Genomic DNA, 18,645 nt, shown 5'->3' on the forward strand with positions numbered 1-18,645 from the left:
GTCGTGCACACTTGAGTCCGTTCCACTCAAGTCAGCTGGAGGAATCAACCATGGCACGTGCGGTCGGCATCGACCTGGGCACGACTAACTCCGTCGTCAGCGTTCTCGAAGGCGGCGAGCCCACCGTCATCACCAACGCCGAGGGTGCCAGGACCACGCCGTCCGTCGTCGCCTTCGCGAAGAACGGCGAAGTGCTGGTCGGCGAGGTGGCCAAGCGCCAGGCGGTCACCAACGTGGACCGGACCATCAGGTCCGTGAAGCGTCACATGGGCACCGACTGGAAGACGGAGCTGGACGGGAAGCCCTTCAACCCGCAGCAGATGTCCGCCTTCATCCTGCAGAAGCTGAAGCGGGACGCAGAGTCCTACCTGGGCGAGAAGGTGACCGACGCGGTCATCACCGTCCCGGCGTACTTCAACGACTCCGAGCGTCAGGCGACCAAGGAGGCCGGCGAGATCGCGGGTCTCAACGTCCTGCGTATCGTCAACGAGCCCACCGCGGCCGCGCTCGCGTACGGCCTCGACAAGGACGACCAGACGATCCTCGTCTTCGACCTCGGTGGCGGCACCTTCGACGTGTCCCTCCTCGAGATCGGCGACGGCGTCGTCGAGGTGAAGGCCACCAACGGTGACAACCACCTCGGTGGTGACGACTGGGACCAGCGCGTCGTCGACTACCTGGTGCAGCAGTTCAAGTCCGGTCACGGCGTGGACCTCGCCAAGGACAAGATGGCCCTCCAGCGCCTCCGCGAGGCCGCCGAGAAGGCCAAGATCGAGCTGTCGAGCTCCACCGAGACCTCGATCAACCTGCCCTACATCACGGCCTCCGCCGAGGGCCCGCTGCACCTGGACGAGAAGCTCACCCGGGCTCAGTTCCAGCAGCTGACCGCGGACCTCCTGGAGCGCTGCAAGACCCCGTTCTTCAACGTCATGAAGGACGCCGGCGTCTCCATCAACGAGATCGACCACGTCGTCCTCGTCGGTGGCTCCACCCGTATGCCCGCCGTCGCCGAGCTCGTCAAGGAGCTCACCGGCGGCAAGGACGCCAACAAGGGCGTCAACCCGGACGAGGTCGTCGCCATCGGCGCCGCCCTGCAGGCCGGTGTCCTCAAGGGTGAGGTCAAGGACGTCCTGCTCCTCGACGTGACCCCGCTGTCCCTCGGCATCGAGACCAAGGGCGGCATCATGACCAAGCTCATCGAGCGGAACACGACGATCCCGACCAAGCGGTCCGAGATCTTCACCACCGCCGAGGACAACCAGCCCTCCGTGCAGATCCAGGTCTACCAGGGCGAGCGCGAGATCGCGGCGTACAACAAGAAGCTCGGGATGTTCGAGCTGACCGGTCTGCCGCCGGCCCCGCGCGGTGTCCCGCAGATCGAGGTCGCCTTCGACATCGACGCCAACGGCATCATGCACGTGACCGCGAAGGACCTGGGCACGGGCAAGGAGCAGAAGATGACTGTCACCGGCGGCTCCTCGCTGCCGAAGGACGAGGTCGACCGGATGCGCCAGGAGGCCGAGCAGTACGCGGAGGAGGACCACCGCCGCCGCGAGGCCGCCGAGAGCCGCAACCAGGGCGAGCAGCTCGTCTACCAGACGGAGAAGTTCCTCAAGGACAACGAGGACAAGGTCCCCGGCGAGGTCAAGACCGAGGTCGAGGCCGCCGTCGAGGAGCTGAAGGCCGCGCTCAAGGGCGAGGACACCGCGGAGATCCGCACCGCCACCGAGAAGGTCGCCGCGGTCTCCCAGAAGGTCGGCCAGGCCATGTACGCCGACGCCCAGGCCGCCCAGGGCGCGGGTGACGCCGACGACGCCGGTGCCTCCCAGGCCAAGGCGGACGACGACGTCGTGGACGCCGAGATCGTGGACGACGAGCGCAAGGACGGTGCCGCGTGACGGAGGAGACCCCGGGCTTCGACGAGAAGCCCGACGTCCCCTCCGGCGCCACCCCCGACGACGCCGAGCCGAAGGCCGCCCCCCAGGAAGGGGCGGCCCCGGCCGGGGACGCAAGTGCCCAGATCGCCGGCCTGACGGCCCAGCTGGACCAGGTGCGCAAGGCGCTCGAAGAGCGCACCGCGGACCTCCAGCGGCTCCAGGCCGAGTTCCAGAACTACCGCCGCCGTGTGGAGCGGGACCGGATCACGGTCAAGGAGATCGCCATCGCGAACCTCCTGACCGAGCTCCTTCCCGTGCTCGACGACATCGGCCGCGCGCGGGAACACGGTGAACTTCTCGGCGGGTTCAAGTCCGTCGCGGAGTCCCTGGAGACCGTCGCGGCGAAGATGGGCCTGCAGCAGTTCGGCAAGGAGGGCGAGCCCTTCGACCCGACGATCCACGAGGCCCTGATGCACTCGTATGCGCCCGACGTCACGGAGACGACGTGCGTGGCGATTCTGCAGCCTGGGTATCGCTTCGGCGAGCGCACCATCCGCCCCGCGCGGGTGGCCGTGGCCGAACCGCAGCCGGGCGCGCAGACGGTCAAGGCCGAGGACGGCTCCGAGGCCGGCGACGACAAGGACAACGGCCCTGAGGAGGGCTGAGGTCGAAGAGAACGATCGGGACACCGGAAAGGGGGCGCGTCGAGGATGAGCACCAAGGACTTCATCGAGAAGGACTACTACAAGGTCCTCGGCGTCCCCAAGGACGCCACCGAGGCCGAGATCAAGAAGGCGTACCGGAAGCTCGCCCGCGAGTTCCACCCGGACGCCAACAAGGGCAACACCAAGGCCGAGGAGCGCTTCAAGGAGATCTCCGAGGCGAACGACGTCCTCGGTGACCCCAAGAAGCGCAAGGAGTACGACGAGGCCCGCGCCCTGTTCGGCAACGGCGGCTTCCGCCCGGGGCCGGGCGGCGCGGGCGGCTCCTTCAACTTCGACCTGGGCGACCTCTTCGGAGGCGGCGCCCAGGGCGGGGGCCAGGGAGCCGGCGGCTTCGGCGGCGGAATCGGAGACGTCTTCGGGGGCCTGTTCAACCGGGGCAGCTCCGGAACTACGCGCGTCCAGCCCAGGCGCGGCCAGGACATCGACACCGAGGTCACCCTCAGCTTCACCGAGGCGATCGAGGGCGCGACGGTCCCGCTCAGGATGTCCTCGCAGGCCCCCTGCAAGGCCTGCTCGGGCACCGGCGACGCCAACGGCAACCCGCGCGTGTGCCCGACGTGCGTGGGCACCGGCCAGGTGGCGAGGGGCTCCGGCGGAGGGTTCTCCCTCACGGACCCCTGCCCGGACTGCAAGGGCCGCGGGCTGATCGCGGAGAACCCCTGCGAGATCTGCAAGGGCTCCGGGCGGGCGAAGTCCTCCCGCACCATGCAGGTCCGCATCCCGGCCGGGGTGTCGGACAGCCAGCGGATCCGGTTGCGCGGAAAGGGGGCGCCCGGTGAACGCGGCGGCCCCGCGGGCGACTTGTACGTCACCGTGCACGTCGACACGCACCCCGTCTTCGGCCGCAAGGGCGACAACCTCACGGTGACGGTCCCGGTGACCTTCTCGGAGGCGGCGCTCGGCGGCGAGGTCAGGGTGCCGACGCTGGGCGGCCCCGCCGTCACGCTGAAACTGCCCCCGGGCACGCCCAACGGCCGCACCATGCGGGCGCGGGGAAAGGGCGCGGTCCGCAAGGACGGCACCCGTGGCGATCTGCTGGTCACCGTCGAGGTGAGTGTCCCGACCGAGCTGTCGGGGAAGGCTCGTGACGCGCTCGAGGCGTATCGCGAGGCGACCGTGGGTGAGGATCCACGGGCGGAGCTGTTCCAGGCCGCGAAGGGAGCTTGATCGAGATGGACGGCCGTCGACGCAACCCGTATGAACTGACCGAGGAGACCCCGGTCTACGTCATCTCGGTGGCGGCCCAGCTGTCCGGCCTGCACCCGCAGACACTGCGCCAGTACGACCGTCTGGGCCTGGTGTCCCCGGACCGCAGCCCGGGCCGGGGCCGGCGCTACTCGGCCCGCGACATCGAACTGCTGCGCACCGTCCAGCAGTTGTCGCAGGACGAGGGCATCAACCTCGCCGGCATCAAGCGCATCATCGAACTGGAGAACCAGGTCGCCGCGCTCCAGTCGAGGGTGGCCGAGCTCCAGGCCGCCGTCGAGGGGGCCGCGGTGGCCATGCAGCAGCGCGAGGCGGCGGTGCACGCGTCGTACCGCCGTGACCTGGTGCCGTACCAGGAGGTCCAGCAGACCAGCGCGCTGGTGGTGTGGCGGCCGAAGAGGGCGAAGGACTAGGCAGGTGCGAGAAAGGGCCCGGAGGGATCTCCGGGCCCTTTCCCCTGCGCGGACGGGATCAGAACCAGGACTCCCAGATGCCGTACGCCGCCGAGCGGGCCACGGTCTCGGTGCCCGCGGAGTCCACGAGGACGACACGGTAGTAGTACAGGTTCAGCCGGTCCCCGTTGACCGTCTCGTCCATGTAGGAGTCTGCGTCGCCCGCCGGGCCCTCGGTCAGGGTGGTGTAGGCGTTCGCCGCCGGGTCCCAGCGCTCCACGCGGTAACCCGTGAACCGGGCGCAGTCGCCGAGGCCGGAGCTCTCCGAGCAGCCGACGTACAGCTCCGGGTAGCTGTCCCCATGGACCTCGGTCCCCGTCCAGCCCGGCGGCCGGGTGTCGGGCAGGGTGACCGAGGTGTCGGCCGTGTGCCAGAAGTGCGGCCCCTCGTCCCAGAGGGCGTCGACGGCGGCCACCCGGTAGACGTGGGTCGCGCCGTCGGGGACGGTCGGGCAGAGGATCTCGGTCTCGGCCAGCGAATCCCCCCTCCAGCAGTTGCGCTTCCACACCGTCTCGCCGGTGTCCGGGTCGGTGACGCCCTGCCAGACGTAGTACGTGAAGACGTCGTCGTCGGCGGGCGGCGTCCAGGACAGGCGCACGCCGAGCGGGATCTGTTCGGCGGTCAGGTCCCGGACCGGGTCCGGGCGCTTGGTGTCCGGGGTGGTCGCGGTGGCCGCCGGGCCGGGCTGCGAGGCGTTCCCGTAGGGGTCGACGGTCACGACCCGGTACTCGTACGTCGTCTCGGAGGCGCCGGAGACGTCCTGGCAGGTGCCACGCAGGACCTGGCGCCCGGCGTAGGAGGGAGCGCCATCGCCCGCCCACCACCAGTCCACCGACGGATCCGCGCTGTCCGGTCCGCACTTGTCCACGACCACGGTCTCGCCGGTCGCCGGGTCAGTCCGCTCGATCCGGTACGTGAGCAGCGGGGCGCTGTCATGGGTCCACGGGTCGGCACTGGCCCAGGAGACGTACACGCCCGCGCCGGAGCGGGTCGCGGTGGTCTCGTACGGCGCGATCGCCTCCGGGCGGTCGGCCATCGCGAGGGTGACCTCCGTCGGCGAGGAGGCGTTGCCCTTCGTGTCCTGAGCGCGCACCGCGTACCGGTAGGAGTCGGCGACGGCGGCCAGTTGGCGCGGTACGACGTCGGTCCGGGTGGTGGTGCCGTCCGCGCCGGGCAGCGCGTCGAGCCAGCCGCCGGTCTTCGGGTCGTACTGGAGGACCTCGTACCGCGCGGCTCCGTCGACGGCCGACCACACCAGGTGCGGCACGCCCGAGCGGTACTCGACGCGGGCGTCGGCGGCGGTCGCCGGCGGGGTCATGTCGAAGGTGGTGAAGGTGGTGGCGGCCGAGTACACGGACCAGTTGCCGACGGCGTCCCGGGCCCGGCCCCGATAGGTGACCTTGCTGCCGTCGGCGGGCTGCCCCGTGTCGCAGACCGCGCCCTTGGCGCCGGCGTACACGGTGGCCCAGGCGTTCGTGACCGGGTCGAGCCGCTGGAGCTCGTACCAGGCGATGTCGGCCCGGTTCTCGGCGGTGGTGACGAGCTCCGGAGCCGCGAAGGGCTGGTCGTCCGGGCACACGTCCATCTCCAGGAACGGCGCCGCGGGCGGAGTCGTGTCCACGGTGGTGACGGGCTGGTCGGCGGTGCCGCCCGAGGTGTTGCCGGCCCTGTCGCGGGCGCGGACCTCGTAGTAGTACGTGGCGCCAGTGGGCGGCGGGGTGTCCGTGTACGAGGTCGAGGTGGTCGTCGTGAGCGGCTTGGTGCCGTACGACGTCCCCCTGAGCCGCCGGTAGACCTGGTACCCGGCGAGGTCCATCTCCTTGTTCTTCGCCCAGGTGACCTTGGCCTTGCCGGTGGCCTTGTCGTACGTGACGGAAGTGCCCGTCGGCACCAGCGGCTTGACCTTGTCGACGTCGGCGGAGGTGCGGGGCGCGTAGGTGACCTTGACCTTGGCGGCGCCGGTCCAGTTGGCGTAGTCGACGCGCAGGGTGTGCCTGCCGGACGGGATCGTCACGTTGGCGGTCTTCTTGACCGTGGTGGAGACGTTCTTCCACAGGTCGATCTTGCGGACGCCGTCGACGTACACGCGGATGCCGTCCAGGCCGGTGGCGCCGAGCGCGAAGGGTCCGCCGGAGCCGAAGTCGCGGGTCACGGTCCAGCGGACGCCGAAGTTGTCCTTCGGCAGGCCGGTGACGGGGGCGCCGCTCCAGGACTGGTCGATCGCGTCGTCGCAGTCGGTCTTCTTCGGGGTGCCGGACAGGCTCGTGTTGGCGTAGAACTCCCGCTTGAACACGGGGGAGGCGCAGTTCACGGCCGCGGAGGCGGGGGTCGCGGCGACGGTGAAGAGGGTGCCTGCGGTGGCGAGAACGACGGCGGTGGCGGTCGTCCGTCTGGCTGACTTCATGAAGATCACGACTCGCTGGTGGAGGAGAGGGTTGTACCGGTGGCCGGAGCGGTCACTGCCCAGCCGTCCGCGGGCAGGGTCTCCGCGCCGTCCGCAAGGACGCCGGTGACCCAGTAGTAGGAGGTGGTGCCGCGCCGCGCGCTCGTGTCGAAGTACTGCGAGACACCGCCACCGAGGTCGGCGATCCGCTCGTACGAGGAGGTGGCGGGGGTCCAGCGGTAGACGCGGAAGCCCTTCACGGCGTCCTCCCCGAGCCCCGACCACGAGAGCGAGTTGCCTTCGTCGCCCCTGGCCCCCAGCACCGAGAGGTGAAGTGGCGAGCCCTCCGGTGTCGGCACGCTCGGCGTCATGTCGAGCTCGGTGGCGACCACGGCGTGGACCTGCTCGTCGCTCCACTCGTTGGCGGAGTTGAACTCGTCGTCCACCGCGTCGAGGAAGAAGCAGACCTCGTCCCCGTCGGACAGCGTGGTGTACGCGTAGGACGTCTCGTCGGGCGAGACGTAGTCCACCAGGCTGCCGTAGCAGAGCTTGTCGCCCTCGTCGTCGACGAGTTCGCCGCGGTGGACGGTGTAGTACCGGAGGTCCGTGGCCGGGCTCTTGTCCCAGTCCAGACGGAAGCCGTACTCGGTGGGCGTCACCTTCAGCCCGGCGACGAGAGGCGGCGGGTCGTTGTCCCAGATCCTGCCCTGTTGCGGCGCGGACCGGGCGGACTCGTTGCCCGCCGCGTCGAGGGCCGAGACCCGGTAGTAGTACACGGTGCTCTCGGCGGCCGTGGTGTCCAGGTAGGAGGGCTGCCCGGTGCGGCCGACGGCGCTGTACGTGCCGTTCTCGGTCGCCGCCCGGAAGACGCGGTACGCCGTCGCGCCCGTGACGGCGTCCCACCCGACCTCGAGACCGCCGGTGCCGGTGCCACCCGGCCGCACCTCGCCGGTCGCGCGCGTGATGGTGGGTACACCCGGCGCGACCCGGTCGGCGGTGGTGACGGCCTGGTCGGCGGTGCCGCCCGACTCGTTGCCGGCCCTGTCGTGGGCGCGGACCTCGTAGTAGTAGGTGTCGCCGGTCACCGGCAGGGTGCTGTCGGTGTACGAGGTGAGGGCGGTCGTCGCGAGCGGAGTGGCCGGGAAGGAGGTCCCCTTGAGCCGCCGGTAGACCCGGTAGCCGGCGAGGTCCATCTCCTTGTTCTTCGCCCAGGTGACCTTGGCCTTGCCGGTGGCCTTGTCGTACGTGACGGAAGTGCCGGTCGGGACCAGCGGCTTGACCTTGTCGACGTCGGCGGAGGTGCGGGGCGCGTAGGTGACCTTGACCTTGGCGGCGCCGGTCCAGTTGGCGTAGTCGACCCGGAGCGTGTGCCTGCCGGACGGGATCGTCACGTTGGCGGTCTTCTTGACCGTGGTGGAGACGTTCTTCCAGAGGTCGATCTTGCGGACGCCGTCGAGGTACACGCGAATCCCGTCGAGGCCGGTGGCGCCGAGCGCGAAGGGCCCGCCGGAGCCGAAGTCGCGGGTCACGGTCCAGCGGACGCCGAAGTTGTCCTTGGGCAGGCCGGTGACGGGGGCGCCGCTCCAGCTCTGGTCGATCGCGGTGTCGCAGTCCGTCTTCTTCGGGGTGCCGGACAGGCTTGTGTTGGCGTAGAACTGCCGCGTGAACACGGGCGAGGCACACGACACGGCCGCCGGGGCGGGGCCCGCCGTCAGGGTGACGAGGGTGCCGGCGCCGGCGAGGACGACGGCGGTGGCGGTCGTCCGTCTGGCTGACTTCATTCGATCCTCTGGTCGTACGGGGAACAGCAGTTGTGCGGCTGCTGTGATCATGACTCGCCAGGTGTGAAGTTGGTTGTACTAGTGTTCGCGCCAAGTCTTCACACCATCGGCGGAGAGTGGCGTTGCGCACTCGTTAAGTGATTCCGCTTGACGTCGTTGGGCGGCCCCGCGTTGTCTTTTCAGACACATGGGCCGCAATGCCGCGCCCGCGTCCGGAAAGCACCAGAAGTGAGCAGCCCCATGCGTCGTATCGCCATAGCCGTGGCCGCGTCCACGATGACCTTCTCGCTGGCCGCCTGCGGGGCGCTCGGCGCCGCGAGCGGGAGCGAGGCGAGCCCGACCAAGGGCGACGACATCACCGTGGGTGTGCTGATGCCGGAGAAGACGAACACCCGCTACGAGGAGTTCGACTACCCGATCATCCAGCGGAAGGTCGCCGAGCTCACGGACAAGAAGGGCAAGACCCTCTACGCCAACGGCGAGGCCGACGCCAAGAAGCAGGCCACCCAGATGCAGCAGATGATCGACGAGAAGGTCGACGTCATCCTGCTGGACGCCGTGGACTCGCACGCCATCGCGGGGATGGTGACGAAGGCCAAGGACGCGGGCATTCCGGTCATCGCCTACGACCGCCTCGCCGAGGGCCCGATCGACGCGTACGTCTCCTTCGACAACGAACTCGTCGGCGAGGTGCAGGGGCGCTCCCTCGTCGAGGCGATCGGCTCGGGCATCGACACCTCCGACAAGATCGTCATGATCAACGGCTCGCCCTCCGACCCGAACGCCGGACAGTTCAAGGCGGGCGCGATGTCCGAGCTCAACGGCAAGGTGACGATCGCCAAGACCTACGACGTCGACGGCTGGAAGCCGGAGACCGCCCAGAAGGACATGACCGAGGCGATCAGCGCGATCGGCAAGGGCAACATCAAGGCCGTCTACTCCGCCAACGACGCCATGGCAGGCGCCGCGATCCAGGCGATGCAGGACGCGGGCATGACGAACATCCCGCCGATCACCGGCCAGGACGCGGAGCTGGCCGCGGTGCAGCGGATCGTCTCGGGCGCGCAGTACATGAGCGTCTACAAGCCGTACCCGGGCGAGGCCGAGGCCGCCGCCGAGATGGCCGTCATGAAGGTCCAGGGCAAGGGCATCCAGTTCGACGCCCTCGCCACGGACAGCGTCGACAGCCCCACGAACAAGAACATCCCGGCCCAGCTCGTCCAGGTCGTCGCCCTGACGAAGGACAACATCAAGAGCACGGTCGTCAAGGACGGCATCTACACGATCAAGGACATCTGCACCGCGCAGTTCAAGAGCGACTGCGCGGCGGCGGGCCTGAAGTAGCCGTGTCGGGGCGGAGGGAACTCCCCTCCGCCCGTCCGCTCACGCCACCCGCGTGAACTCCACCGTGACCTCCGGCGAACCGCCGGGCACGCCCCGGTAGATGCCCTTGTGGGGCGTCACGTCGTCGTAGTCGCGCCCCCGTGCCACCACCACGTGGGACTCGTCGGCGCGGACGCGGTTGGTGGGGTCGTAGCCGCACCAGTCGCCCGCCCAGTACTCGATCCAGGCGTGGCTCTCCCCGGCGACGGGCCGGTGGAGTTCGGCGTCGCGTTCCGGGTGGAGGTAGCCGGAGACATAGCGGGCCGGGAGACCGGCACCCCGCAGCAGGGCGACGGTGAGATGGGTGATGTCCTGGCAGACGCCGGCGCCCTGCTCCCAGGCCTCCGCGGGGGAGGTGTTCACGCTGGTCGCGCCGGGGAGGTACGACACCCGGTCGGCGACCAGCGCCGACACCGCGACCGCCGTCCCGTGCGGGTCGAGACCGGCCGCCGCCTTCCGGGCCTTCTTGATCAGCTTCGGCGGGACCGTCGTACGGCCCGTGGGGCTCGCGAACTCCAACAGGCGGGACCCCGCGATGCGTTCGGCCACCTCGTCCCACGTGGGCGCGGCCGGCAGCGGCTCCGGCCGGGACGTCTCGACCAGGCTGGAGGCCGTGATGGTGAGATGGCCGTGCGGTTCCATCAGATCGAACCCGGTGACCTGGGTGCCCCAGTAGTCCCAGTAGGACCAGGTGGGCGTGGTCGGGTTGACGGTGACCCGGGCGTCCAGGGTGGTCTGGGCGGGCAGCGTCAGCGGGGTCATGCGGACCTCGTTGTGGGACGAGGCCACGGGCTGGGCGTACGAGACCTTCGTGGTGTGCTTGATCCGGAGGCGGCGGGACGCGGGCGTGGTGGTCATGCTCACGCTCCTTCCTGGGCCCACTCGACGGGCCCCTGGTACGGGAAGAACCGCTCCGCCACCGCTTCCGCGGAGGCCATGCAGGCGGTTTGCAGGTCCCTGAGCAGCAGAGGGAGTTGCTCCTCCAGGGCGTGCAGGTCGAGGTATTCCAGACGGGTGCGCATCCGGCCGATCGGGCGGCGCGCGGGGTCCTGGCGCGGCCGGCCGAGCGCGGTCAGGCACTCCTCCGCCGTCGTCAGAGCGTGCAGCGCGGAGCGCGGGAAGTCGCGGTCCAGGAGCAGGAACTCGGCGACGCGCGGGGTGTCGCCGAAACCGCCGTACACGCGCGCGTACGCCTCGTCGGCGCCCGAAGCGCTCAGCAGGGTCGGCCAGTCGGGCGCGTGGGCCGCGTCCAGGACCCGGACCGACAGCAGCCGTACGGTCATGTCCACCCGCTCCAGGCTGCGGCCCAGCACGACGAAACGCCAGCTGTCGTCGCGGCTCATGGTGGAGTCGGCGAGCCCGAAGAAGAGCGCCGCGCGCCGCCGTACGAGTTCCAGATAGGCGTAGGGGCCGGTACGGCGGGCCGCGAGCCGCTGGTCGGCCAGCGCGTGCCAGGTGGAGTTCAGGCACTCCCACATCTCCGAGGAGACGGCCTCACGGGCGCTGCGGGCGTTCAGCCGGGCCGCGCCGAGGGCGCCCTCGATGGAGCAGGTCGAGCGGGCGTCGAAGGCGAGCTGGTCGAGGACCTGCTGCATGTCGACCCGGGTGCCGCCCGCGTCGACGCCGAGGATCGCGTACAGCGATCGGCAGGCCACGTCCTCGTCGCGCCACGGGTCCTCCAGCAGCCGGTGGAGGTAGGCGTCGAGAATGCGGCCGGTGTTGTCCGCCCGCTCGACGTAACGGCCGGTCCAGGTCAGTGCCTCGGCTATCCGCGAGAGGATCACGTCGTTCACTGCTGGGCCCCTTCCTGTACGACGGTGGGGTTGCCGTCGGGACCGTGCTGACGCGGGGCGATGTCCAGGAGGGCGGTTCCGTTCGCGGGTGTGGGCGGTTCCGCGGGGCCCTCGGCGAGCACCCAGGTGTCCTTGGAGCCGCCGCCCTGGCTGGAGTTGACGATCAGGTTGCCCTCCTGGAGGGCGACCCGGGTCAGACCGCCGGGCAGGACCCAGATGTCGTTGCCGTCGTTGACGGCGAAGGGACGCAGGTCGATGTGGCGGGGCGCCATGCGTTCGCCCGCGAGGGTCGGGGAGGTGGACAGGGCGACGGGGCGCTGGGCGATGAAACCGCGGGGGTCCTTGCGGACGGCCTCGCGGGTCCTCTCCAGGGTTTCGCGGTCGGCCTTCGGCCCGATGACGATGCCCTGACCGCCGGCCCCGTCGACGGGCTTCACGACGAGCTGGTCGATCTGGTCGAGGACGGCCTCCAACTGGCCGGGTTCGTCGGGCCGGAAGGACTCCACATTGGGAAGAATCGGTTCCTCTGAGAGGTAGTAACGGATCAGGTCCGGGACGTAGGTGTAGAGCAGCTTGTCGTCCGCGATGCCGTTGCCGACCGCGTTGGCGAGGGTGACATGGCCCGCCGTCGCCGCGCCGAGGATGCCCGGGCAGCCGATCACCGAGTCGGGGCGGAAGTGGAGCGGATCGAGGAAGTCGTCGTCCAGGCGCCGGTATACGACGTGGACGGGCACTTCTCCGCGTGTCGTGCGCATCCACACCCGGTTGCTCCGGCACACCAGGTCGTGCCCCTCGACCAGCTGCACGCCCATCAGCCGGGCGAGCAGGGCGTGTTCGAAGTAGGCGGCGTTGCTGGGCCCGGGGGTCAGGACCACGACCCGGGGGTCCTGGACGCCGTCGGGCGCGGCGGCGCGCAGGGCGGCGAGCAGTTTCTGCGCGTAACCGTCGACGGGAACCACATGCTGCTCGGCGAAGAGGGACGGGAAGACGCGGGTCATGGCGCGCCGGTTCTCGATGACGTACGACACGCCGCTGGGAACCCGGACGTTGTCCTCCAGGACCCGGAAGTCCCCTTGTTCGTCCCGGACCAGGTCGATGCCGGCGACATGGATGCGTACGCCGCCCGTGGGCTCGAGCCCGTGGGCGGCGCGGTGGAAGTGCGGGGAGTTCAGCAGCAGCCGCCAGGGCACGACACCGTCCTCGAAGGCACGGGCGGGCCCGTAGGCGTCGGCGAGGTAGGCCTCCAGGGCTCTGACTCTCTGGCTCACCCCGCGTTGTATGAGATCCCATTCGAGGGCGTCGAGGATCCTGGGCACGAGGTCCAGCGGCCAGGGCCGCTCCTCGCCCGCGAAGGCGTAGGTCACGCCCCGGTCGGTGAAGGCCCGGGCCATCTGGTCGGCCCGGAACCTGAGTTCGCTCGGTTCGATCGGCTGGAGTGCGGCCAGCACCGGCTCGTAGGCGGTCCTGACCTCACCCGGCCGCTCGAACATCTCGTCCCACGCGTCGGCCAACGCGTATGCGTCAAATATGTCCGCCATGACCTGACGTTAAGTGCGGCACGTAACGGGATGATCACTGCGTGATTTCCGGGAGTTGACGCGCGGAGCGGGTTGTTCCGCACCGGGACGGTCCTGGCCGGGCGGGGGAGCAGCTTGTTGCAGACGGACCGACGGAGGCCCGGAGGTAACGGGGTATACCGGCCGTTTTTCCTGGCGTCGGCCCGAGGAGCCGTGTTGCGGAGCGGGTCGGGGCCGCGCATAGTTGCGGAGCCTGGGGGCTTCTGCGCCCCGATGGGAAAACAGCACAAGAGGGCGGTAGACGCGGGAACCGGGGGTGGGATGGGCAATGGCCGGGCTCAGGGCGGACGACCATCCTCACGGTGCCGAACGGCTGTGCGAGGCCGGGGATCGGGTGTACTCCCGGGCCGTACGCCGCGGCCGCGTGCCGCGCGCCGACGCCGAGCCGGTGCCCTGTCTGCTGGAACTGGCCCTGCTGCACCCGGACCCCGACGACATGGACTGGCTGGTGCCGACGGCACCGCAGGAGGTCATGACCCGGCTGCTGCGTGGCGTCTACGACGAGGTCAGCACGAGCCAGCAGCGGGTGGGGGACGCGGTCGCGGCGGTGGAGCGGTACGCGGGTCTGGGGCCCAGTGTCGTGCCGGGCGCCGGTGAGGGGACCGCGATCCGGGTCCTCGACGGCCTCTCGCGGATCCAGGCCGCGATGGACGAGGCCACCGAGGCGTGCACGACGGAGGTCCTCACGGTCCAGCCCGGCGGCATCCGCCCCGAGCACGAGCTGACGGAGGGCCTGCACCGGGCGCTGGCGCTGCGCGGCCGGGGCGTGCGGATGCGGGACCTGTACACCCATGTGGCCCGGCACGGCCAAGGGCTACTGAACTACTTGGAGTTGATGGGCGGTTCGGTCCAGGCGCGGACACTGGACGAGGTCATCGACCGGCTGATCCTCTTCGACCGTACGGTGGCCTTCATCCCCGCGAACGCCGACCGCACCCTCGCCCTGGAGCTGCGGCACCCGGCGCTGGTGGAGTATCTGCTGACGGTCTTCGAGCGCCTGTGGCGCCTGGCGATCCCCCTTACCGCCCCCCTCCCGGACACCGGCATCGAGGGCATCTCCCACCGTGAGCAGTCCATCGCCGCACTGCTGGCCGAGGGCCACCAGGACGCGGTGATCGCGGAACGGCTGGGGATCAGCGTGCGCACCTGCCGGGCCCATATCGCGCGACTGTCGGAGACGCTCGGGGCGGCCAGTCGTACGCAACTGGGTGTCCGGATAGCGCAGGTGGGCCTGAACGGCCCGACGGCCGTGCCCTCGATCACGCTCCCCGGTCAAGAATCCCGGACCGTCCGATGAGGTAGCCGAGCTGGGCGCGGCTCTCGCTGCCGAGGGTGGCGGCGAGTTTGGCGATGTGGACGCGGGCGGTGCGGATGTTCATGCCGAGGCGGTCGGCGATGACGGCGTCGGTGTGGCCCTCGACGAGCAGTCCGGCGATGGCCCGTTGGCGGGGTGTGATGCCATTGAGGCTCGGCCGGTGGACGGTCTGCGGATACATGGGCGTGGCCTGCCACCACAGCCGGTCGAAGGTGACGGCCAGGAACTCCACCAGGGCCGGGTGCCTCACTTCCAGTGCGACCGTGCCGTCCCCGCCTGCGGGGATGAACGCCACGTCCCGGTCGGCGACGATGAGCCGGTCGGTGACCTCGTCCAGGGAGCGGGCCTCGGCGTCGCCGCGGAGTTGCTCGTAGCGGGCGAGGACGAGCGGCATATGGCGCTGGGTGTGCTGGTACAGGGTGCGGATACGGGCACCGCGGTCCAGGAGCGCCTGGTCCCGGTCCATCGCGACGACCTGGGCGGCGGCGCCCCGACGGTCGCTGTAGTGGACGTTGGGCTGCACACACAGGAGTTCGCGTACGGCGCCGGCCATGGCCTCGGTGATGGCCTCGTTGATGGGGCCGGTACCGCTGATCACTCTGATCGCAGGGTTCTCCGCGGCCGCCGCACTCCGCCCGTCGATCCCCATGAGCGGCGCGAACGCCTCGGTCAGCCGTTGCGTACGCCGCCGCTCGTGCACCACACGGTCCGTGGTGGCGCGGAGCATGCGGTGCAGGGCGAGGGCGGGCGGTACGGCTTCGAGGCGGGCCGGGTCCCGGGCGTCGGGCCGCAGCAGCCCGGTGTCGAGGAGGCAAGGGGCGGGCGAGGCCTCCGGCCGGCCGATGCCGCCCTCGCGCAGGGCACGTTCGTAGAGCTCGATGCCTTCCGGGCACGGGTCTTCCGGGCCGTGCTCCGGATGGGCCGCCGCCGTCGTCACTCGCCCGTGTCCTCCTGGCCGAGGATGCCGGACTGCCCTATGAGATAGCCGAGTTGGGCGCGGCTCTCGCTGCCGAGGGTGGCGGCGAGTTTGGCGATGTGGACGCGGGCGGTGCGGATGTTCATGCCGAGGCGGTCGGCGATGACGGCGTCGGTGTGGCCCTCGACGAGGAGCGCGGCGATGGCCCGTTGGCGGGGAGTGATGCCGTTGCGCGTGGGCTGCTGCACCGCTTCGGGGTACATCGGGGTGGCCAGTCGCCACAGCCGGTCGAAGGCGGTGACGAAGAAGGAGAGCAGGGCGGGGTGGCGGATCTCCAGGGCGAGGGTGCGGTCCTTGTTGGCGGGGATGAAGGCCACGGTCCGGTCGACGATGATCAGACGCTCCGTCACCTCGTCCAGGCTGCGGGCCTCCACGTCGCCGTTCAAACGTTCGTAGCGGGCCACGACGCTGGGGGCGTGGCGCAGGGTGTGCTGGTAGAGCGTGCGGATTCGGCCGCCGCGGTCGAGCAGGGCCTGGTCGCGGTCGAAGGCCTCGACATGCACGGGCGGGGGCGGCTGGGCGTGTCTGTCGCTGGTGTTCGGCTGGACGGCCAGCAGTTCGGAGCCGGCGGCCACGGCCTGACCGATGACCCTGCTGATCAGGTCGAGCCCGCTCAGGACGCTGATCATCGAGGAGTCCTCGGTTCCCGTACGGCGGCCGTCGATCCGCATCAGGGGCTCGAACGTCTCGGTCAGTTGTGCCTCACGCAGTCGTTCGTCCGCGATGCGTTCCTCCGCGATCCGCAGCATGCGGTGCAGAGCGACGGCCGGGGCGACCGGCTCCAGCCTGTCCAGGTCCGTGACGGCGGGATGCAGGAGACCGAAGTCGAGCAGACAGGGCGCTTCCTTGGCGTCGACGCCCAGCACGTACCCCTCGCGCAGGGCACGTGCGTACAACTCGGTCCCTGCCGCGCACAGGTTCTCCACGCCGTGCTCCGGATGTGGCACCGCGATCACTCGGTCACTCCCTCCTGCTTGAGGATTCCTGATTCCGCGATGAGGTAGCCGAGCTGGGCGCGGCTCTCGCTGCCGAGGGTGGCGGCGAGTTTGGCGATGTGGACGCGGGCGGTGCGGATGTTCATGCCGAGGCGCTCGGCGATGACGGCGTCGGTGTGGCCCTCCACGAGCAGCCCGGCGATGGCCCGTTGGCGGGGCGGGATGCCGTCCGGGGAGGGCGGGTGGACGGCTTGGGGGTACATGGGGGTGGCCAGCCGCCACAGCCGGTCGAAGGCGGTGGCGAGGAAGTCGACGATGGCGGGGTGGCGGATCTCCAGGGCGAGGGTGCGGTCCTGGTTGGCGGGGATGAAGGCGGCCTCGCGGTCGAGGATGATCAGGCGGTTGGTGACCTCGTCCAGGGTGCGGGCCTCGGCATCACCCTTCAGTTGTTCGTAGCGGGCGATCACTGCGGGGGAGTGCCGGACCGTGTGCTGGTAGAGGGTGCGGATACGGCCGCCGCGGTCGAGGAGGGCCTGATCGCGTCCCAGCGAGGCCGCCAGGCGGGCGCCGACGTCCCTGCCGTTGTAGGGCTGGACGGTGAGGGCCTCTCGGCCGGCATCGGCCATCGCCTCGGCGATGGCCGTGTTGATCCGCTCGAATCCGCTGAGGACGCTGATCGACGGACCCCCGGCAGCTGCCGGATGCCCGCTGCCGATCCTCATGAGCGGCTCGAACAGCGACGCCAGCCGCTCCTCGCGCCGCCGCTCGTCCGCGATGCGCTCCTCCATGCCACGCAGCAGGCGGTGGAGGGCGAAGGCCGGAGCGATGGGCCGCAGCCACCGCAGGTCCGCGACGTCCGGTTGCAGGAGCCCCAGATCGACCGGACAGGGCGCTGCGTGCCCCTCTGCGGAGGACACCCGCCCCTCACGCAGCGCACGGGTGTACAGGTCCAGGCCCGCCTCGCACAGTTCCTCCGTTCCGTGCGTGTGAGCCCCGGTCACGGGTGGTCGTCTCCCCCCGGTATCGGCTGGTCGGGCTTCAGGATGCCCGACTGCGCGATGAGGAAGCCGAGCTGGGCGCGGCTGCCGCTGCCGAGGGCGGTCGCGAGCTTGGCGATGTGGGCACGGCAGGTGCGTACGTTCATGCCCAGGCGGCGGGCTATCGCCTCGTCGACATGGCCCTCCACGAGCAGTTTGGCTATGGAGTGCTGGATGTCCGTGATGCCGTCGGGAGCCGTTTCATAGGGGGCGCCGGCGTTCAGGGGGACGGCACGGGTCCACATGAACTCGAACACCTTGATCAGGTACCGGACCAGGCCGGGATGACGGAGCTCCAGGGCGACCTGCCGGTCGTCACGGGTGGGGATGAACGCGACGGTCTCGTCAAGGATGATGAGGCGCTCGACCAGTTCGTCGATGGTGCGGTACTCCGCCTTCCCGTCGGCGAAGTGGTCCACCCAGGCGAGCCTCTCGGGGCTGTACCGGGCCGTGTGCTGGTAGAGGGTCCGGATCCGCACACCGCGCTCTATGAGCGGTTTATCGCGTTCCAGTGCCTCCATGAGCCTGTTCTCGGAGCTGCGGCGACCGCTCGGCTGGACCGTGAGCATCTCGGTCTGGCACTGGGCGGTGGCCAGGTCGAGCGCCGCGTTGATGCGGTCGAGGCCTTCCAGCACGGTGATCGAGTGGGTGGAGGTGGTCTCCTGAGCGCTGAGGGCCATGAACGGCTCGAAGGCTTCGGTGAGCGCGATCGACAGCCGACGGTTCTCGCTGATCTCGTGCTCTATGGGGTGGAGGCGCTGCGCCAGGGCGACGGCAGGTGAGACGGGGCGCAGCCAGTTCGCGTCGTCGGGATCGGGGTGCAGAAGGGCGAATTCCATCAGGCAGGGGGCGGTTTTGGTGTCCTCCCGAAGGATTCGTCCCGTGCGCAGAGCATCTGCGTAGAGGCGGCTTCCCTCTTCGCACAACTCGGTCATCGCATGGGGATGTGTCGCCTTAATCCCATTTGTTGCCAAATCTCCACCCCCCAGGGTCCTGAACATGCAGGAACATGATGCACCGATCGTGTGGCCATGACGTGCCTGAATGAGCCATCGTCTTACTCGACGGGGGAAGAGGGGACCTTCAAGTGAGGACGAAGCCGACTATGCGTAAGAGAATGCTTCGCTCGGTGCTTGTCGCCGCCTTCTCCGCCGTTGTGGCCTTCGGAGCTCTGAGTGGCCTCTCCGGTACGAAGAGCGATGCGC

The 18,645-nt window shown here is 70.0% G+C and carries 15 protein-coding genes; 6 read left to right on the forward strand and 9 right to left on the reverse strand.

Features of this window, described 5'->3' with window-relative positions; translation table 11 throughout:
• The first annotated feature begins 50 nt into the window (after nucleotides 1-50).
• The 4 genes from dnaK to AQJ46_RS32820 are packed head-to-tail and all read left to right on the forward strand — an operon-like array spanning nucleotide 51 to nucleotide 4,221.
• On the forward strand, nucleotides 51-1,898 hold the full coding sequence (gene dnaK / locus AQJ46_RS32805) for a molecular chaperone DnaK (protein ID WP_057608851.1): 1,848 nt from the start codon (nucleotides 51-53) through the stop codon (nucleotides 1,896-1,898).
• Nucleotides 1,895-2,542: a nucleotide exchange factor GrpE gene (gene grpE, locus AQJ46_RS32810; protein WP_059209014.1), complete on the forward strand. Its 648-nt coding sequence runs from the start codon at nucleotides 1,895-1,897 to the stop codon at nucleotides 2,540-2,542. The genes dnaK and grpE overlap by 4 nt, the downstream gene beginning before the upstream one ends.
• A gap of 45 nt (nucleotides 2,543-2,587) precedes the next feature.
• Nucleotides 2,588-3,769 carry a molecular chaperone DnaJ gene (gene dnaJ, locus AQJ46_RS32815; protein ID WP_059209015.1) on the forward strand — a complete coding sequence of 394 codons (1,182 nt, stop codon included), beginning with the start codon at nucleotides 2,588-2,590 and terminating at the stop codon, nucleotides 3,767-3,769.
• A 5-nt stretch (nucleotides 3,770-3,774) separates the two neighbouring features.
• Nucleotides 3,775-4,221, forward strand: a complete 447-nt coding sequence (locus tag AQJ46_RS32820; protein WP_057608848.1) for a heat shock protein transcriptional repressor HspR — start codon at nucleotides 3,775-3,777, stop codon at nucleotides 4,219-4,221.
• Nucleotides 4,222-4,279: 58 nt separating this feature from the next.
• Here AQJ46_RS32820 and AQJ46_RS32825 read toward each other — a convergent pair whose 3' ends face one another.
• A complete protein-coding gene (locus AQJ46_RS32825) occupies nucleotides 4,280-6,664 on the reverse strand; it encodes a PA14 domain-containing protein (protein ID WP_059209221.1) in 2,385 nt (794 codons plus the stop codon).
• A gap of 5 nt (nucleotides 6,665-6,669) precedes the next feature.
• The gene (locus AQJ46_RS32830) at nucleotides 6,670-8,424 is read right to left on the reverse strand and encodes a fibronectin type III domain-containing protein (protein WP_059209016.1); all 1,755 of its coding nucleotides are present in this window, start codon (nucleotides 8,422-8,424) and stop codon (nucleotides 6,670-6,672) included.
• Between the two features lie 240 nt (nucleotides 8,425-8,664).
• Between AQJ46_RS32830 and AQJ46_RS32835 the strand changes: the two genes are divergently transcribed.
• Nucleotides 8,665-9,768, forward strand: a complete 1,104-nt coding sequence (locus AQJ46_RS32835) for a sugar ABC transporter substrate-binding protein (RefSeq protein ID WP_059209017.1) — start codon at nucleotides 8,665-8,667, stop codon at nucleotides 9,766-9,768.
• A gap of 39 nt (nucleotides 9,769-9,807) precedes the next feature.
• Here AQJ46_RS32835 and AQJ46_RS32840 read toward each other — a convergent pair whose 3' ends face one another.
• The 3 genes from AQJ46_RS32840 to AQJ46_RS32850 are packed head-to-tail and all read right to left on the reverse strand — an operon-like array spanning nucleotide 9,808 to nucleotide 13,138.
• Nucleotides 9,808-10,665 (reverse strand): transglutaminase family protein, encoded by an 858-nt coding sequence (locus AQJ46_RS32840; protein ID WP_059209018.1) that lies wholly within the window; start codon nucleotides 10,663-10,665, stop codon nucleotides 9,808-9,810.
• 2 nt (nucleotides 10,666-10,667) lie between these two features.
• Nucleotides 10,668-11,600, reverse strand: coding sequence for an alpha-E domain-containing protein (locus AQJ46_RS32845; protein WP_059209019.1), 933 nt, complete (start codon nucleotides 11,598-11,600; stop codon nucleotides 10,668-10,670).
• Nucleotides 11,597-13,138, reverse strand: coding sequence for a circularly permuted type 2 ATP-grasp protein (locus AQJ46_RS32850; RefSeq protein ID WP_057614679.1), 1,542 nt, complete (start codon nucleotides 13,136-13,138; stop codon nucleotides 11,597-11,599). The genes AQJ46_RS32845 and AQJ46_RS32850 overlap by 4 nt, the downstream gene beginning before the upstream one ends.
• Nucleotides 13,139-13,445: 307 nt before the next feature.
• Between AQJ46_RS32850 and AQJ46_RS32855 the strand changes: the two genes are divergently transcribed.
• The gene (locus tag AQJ46_RS32855) at nucleotides 13,446-14,474 is read left to right on the forward strand and encodes a helix-turn-helix transcriptional regulator (protein WP_059209020.1); all 1,029 of its coding nucleotides are present in this window, start codon (nucleotides 13,446-13,448) and stop codon (nucleotides 14,472-14,474) included.
• Here AQJ46_RS32855 and AQJ46_RS32860 read toward each other — a convergent pair.
• The 4 genes from AQJ46_RS32860 to AQJ46_RS32875 are packed head-to-tail and all read right to left on the reverse strand — an operon-like array spanning nucleotide 14,437 to nucleotide 18,441.
• Nucleotides 14,437-15,429 (reverse strand): helix-turn-helix transcriptional regulator, encoded by a 993-nt coding sequence (locus AQJ46_RS32860; RefSeq protein WP_059209021.1) that lies wholly within the window; start codon nucleotides 15,427-15,429, stop codon nucleotides 14,437-14,439. The two genes, AQJ46_RS32855 and AQJ46_RS32860, sit on opposite strands and share 38 nt — an antisense overlap.
• Nucleotides 15,426-16,424: a helix-turn-helix transcriptional regulator gene (locus tag AQJ46_RS32865; protein WP_059209022.1), complete on the reverse strand. Its 999-nt coding sequence runs from the start codon at nucleotides 16,422-16,424 to the stop codon at nucleotides 15,426-15,428. The genes AQJ46_RS32860 and AQJ46_RS32865 overlap by 4 nt, the downstream gene beginning before the upstream one ends.
• The gene (locus AQJ46_RS32870; protein WP_059209023.1) at nucleotides 16,421-17,404 is read right to left on the reverse strand and encodes a helix-turn-helix transcriptional regulator; all 984 of its coding nucleotides are present in this window, start codon (nucleotides 17,402-17,404) and stop codon (nucleotides 16,421-16,423) included. The genes AQJ46_RS32865 and AQJ46_RS32870 overlap by 4 nt, the downstream gene beginning before the upstream one ends.
• Nucleotides 17,401-18,441: a helix-turn-helix domain-containing protein gene (locus tag AQJ46_RS32875; RefSeq protein WP_079072513.1), complete on the reverse strand. Its 1,041-nt coding sequence runs from the start codon at nucleotides 18,439-18,441 to the stop codon at nucleotides 17,401-17,403. The genes AQJ46_RS32870 and AQJ46_RS32875 overlap by 4 nt, the downstream gene beginning before the upstream one ends.
• Nucleotides 18,442-18,645: the final 204 nt, after the last annotated feature.

The sequence above is a fragment of the Streptomyces canus genome (assembly GCF_001514145.1).
Classification (GTDB): domain Bacteria; phylum Actinomycetota; class Actinomycetes; order Streptomycetales; family Streptomycetaceae; genus Streptomyces; species Streptomyces canus.

Coding starts and splice junctions, on each gene's coding strand:
- dnaK (WP_057608851.1), top strand. CDS start 51: ATGGCACGTGCGGTCGGCATCGACCTGGGCACGACTAACTCCGTCGTC.
- dnaJ (WP_059209015.1), top strand. CDS start 2,588: ATGAGCACCAAGGACTTCATCGAGAAGGACTACTACAAGGTCCTCGGC.
- AQJ46_RS32820 (WP_057608848.1), top strand. CDS start 3,775: ATGGACGGCCGTCGACGCAACCCGTATGAACTGACCGAGGAGACCCCG.
- AQJ46_RS32825 (WP_059209221.1), bottom strand. CDS start 6,664: ATGAAGTCAGCCAGACGGACGACCGCCACCGCCGTCGTTCTCGCCACC.
- AQJ46_RS32830 (WP_059209016.1), bottom strand. CDS start 8,424: ATGAAGTCAGCCAGACGGACGACCGCCACCGCCGTCGTCCTCGCCGGC.
- AQJ46_RS32835 (WP_059209017.1), top strand. CDS start 8,665: ATGCGTCGTATCGCCATAGCCGTGGCCGCGTCCACGATGACCTTCTCG.
- AQJ46_RS32840 (WP_059209018.1), bottom strand. CDS start 10,665: ATGACCACCACGCCCGCGTCCCGCCGCCTCCGGATCAAGCACACCACG.
- AQJ46_RS32850 (WP_057614679.1), bottom strand. CDS start 13,138: ATGGCGGACATATTTGACGCATACGCGTTGGCCGACGCGTGGGACGAG.
- AQJ46_RS32855 (WP_059209020.1), top strand. CDS start 13,446: ATGGCCGGGCTCAGGGCGGACGACCATCCTCACGGTGCCGAACGGCTG.
- AQJ46_RS32875 (WP_079072513.1), bottom strand. CDS start 18,441: ATGTTCAGGACCCTGGGGGGTGGAGATTTGGCAACAAATGGGATTAAG.